The 1,575-nt window shown below is 62.5% G+C and carries 2 protein-coding genes; one reads left to right on the top strand and one right to left on the bottom strand.

Going from position 1 to position 1,575, the window contains the following annotated elements; translation table 11 throughout:
- Positions 1-941 (bottom strand): cystathionine gamma-synthase family protein (locus EN750_RS33575; protein WP_127399215.1); only part of this gene is annotated, 941 nt, incomplete at its 3' end.
- Positions 942-1,066: 125 nt separating this feature from the next.
- Between EN750_RS33575 and EN750_RS33570 the strand changes: the two genes are divergently transcribed.
- Positions 1,067-1,525, top strand: a complete 459-nt coding sequence (locus tag EN750_RS33570) for an Lrp/AsnC family transcriptional regulator (protein WP_127399214.1) — start codon at positions 1,067-1,069, stop codon at positions 1,523-1,525.
- Positions 1,526-1,575 lie beyond the last annotated feature (50 nt).

Genomic DNA, 1,575 nt, shown 5'->3' with positions numbered 1-1,575 from the left:
ACCTTGGCATGGTCGCGCAGGAATTCGGCGATCAGGCGCGCATTGTCGTTGGCCCGCTCCATGCGGATCGACAGCGTCTCCAGCGAGCGGCCAAGCATCCAGCAGGAATGCGGGTCGAGCTGCGTGCCGATCGCGCCGCGCAGCGCCTTGATCGGCTTGGTGACCGCCTTGCTGCCCATGGCGGCGCCCGCGATCAGGTCGGAATGGCCGCCGACATATTTGGTCAGCGAATAAACAGAGACATCGGCGCCATGTTCGATGGGCCGCTGGAACACCGGGCCGAGCAGCGTGTTGTCGCACACGACGATCGGCGTCGACCCTTGGCTCGCGCCGATCTCGTCGGCGATCTTCCGCATCAGCGCGATATCGACCAGGCTGTTGGTCGGGTTTGACGGCGTTTCGATCAGGATGACCGACACGCGGCCCTTCGCGACGGCGGCGTCGGCGGCCGTGCGCACCGCTGTCTCATCGACGCGATCCGCGAAACCGACCGCGCCGATACCGAAGCCGGAGAGCGTGCGCGTCAGAAGCGTCTCCGTGCCGCCGTAAAGCGGCTGCGAATGAAGGATGACGTCGCCCGGCCTGATATAGGCGAGTAGCGTGGTGGCGATCGCCGACATGCCGGATGAAAACAGGATGCAGGCATCCGCCCCCTCATAGATCGCCAGCCGGTCCTCGACGATCTCGCTGTTGGGATGGTTGAAGCGCGAATAGACCAGGCCCGACGCCGTGCCGCTCGGCGGCTCCTTGCGGCCGGAGGTGTAGTCGAAGAAGTCGCGTCCTTCTTCCGCCGACTTGAACACGAAGGTCGAGGTCAGGAACACCGGCGGCTTGACCGCACCCTCCGAAAGCTGCGGATCGAAGCCATAGCTCAGCATCAGCGTCTCCGGGTGGAGCTTGTGGTTGCCGATATGGGTTTTCGACGGGCGTGGCGCGGTCATGATCTTTCCTGCCTGTTCGAGTGAAATAGTGAACGGCAATTTATGCGATCCCGTTCCGCCGGTCCTTGCTATTTTTGGGCTCGCATGGCTGCATTGCCGCAACAAATTGCCCGGAGAGACCGAAAGTGCAGCAGAAGATAGCCGACGATTTCGACCTGAAAATCCTGCGTGAACTGCAGGCCGACGCCCGCATCACCAACAATGAGCTTGCCGAGCGGATCGGCCTGTCGCCGTCGCCCTGCCTGAGGCGGGTGCGGCGGCTGGAGGAAACCGGTGTCATCAGGGGCTACACCACGCTGGTCGATCCCTCAGCCTTCGGCTGGAACATGGTCGCCATCGCCACCATCCGGCTCAGCCGCCAGAACGAGGACGAGATCGTCATGTTCGAGGACGCGATCCGCGGCTGGGACGAGGTGCTGGAATGCCACCTCGTCACCGGTTCGCGCGACTATGTGCTGAAAGTGGTGACGGAAAGCCTCGAACAATACGAGCGCTTCATCAAGGAAAAGATCGCGCGGCTGAAATGCGTCGCCTCGATCGAGACCAGCTTCGTCATGAACACCATAAAGGAACGGCGCCTCTGACATTTCTGCCGGAGGCGCCGCGTCTCGAGATCATGCGCAGTAGGCTTACT

The organism is Mesorhizobium sp. M7A.F.Ca.ET.027.03.2.1 (assembly GCF_003999175.1).
GTDB lineage: Bacteria > Pseudomonadota > Alphaproteobacteria > Rhizobiales > Rhizobiaceae > Mesorhizobium.
The sequence above is the reverse complement of the archived record's forward strand: the minus strand, read 5'-3'. Positions and strand labels throughout refer to the sequence as shown.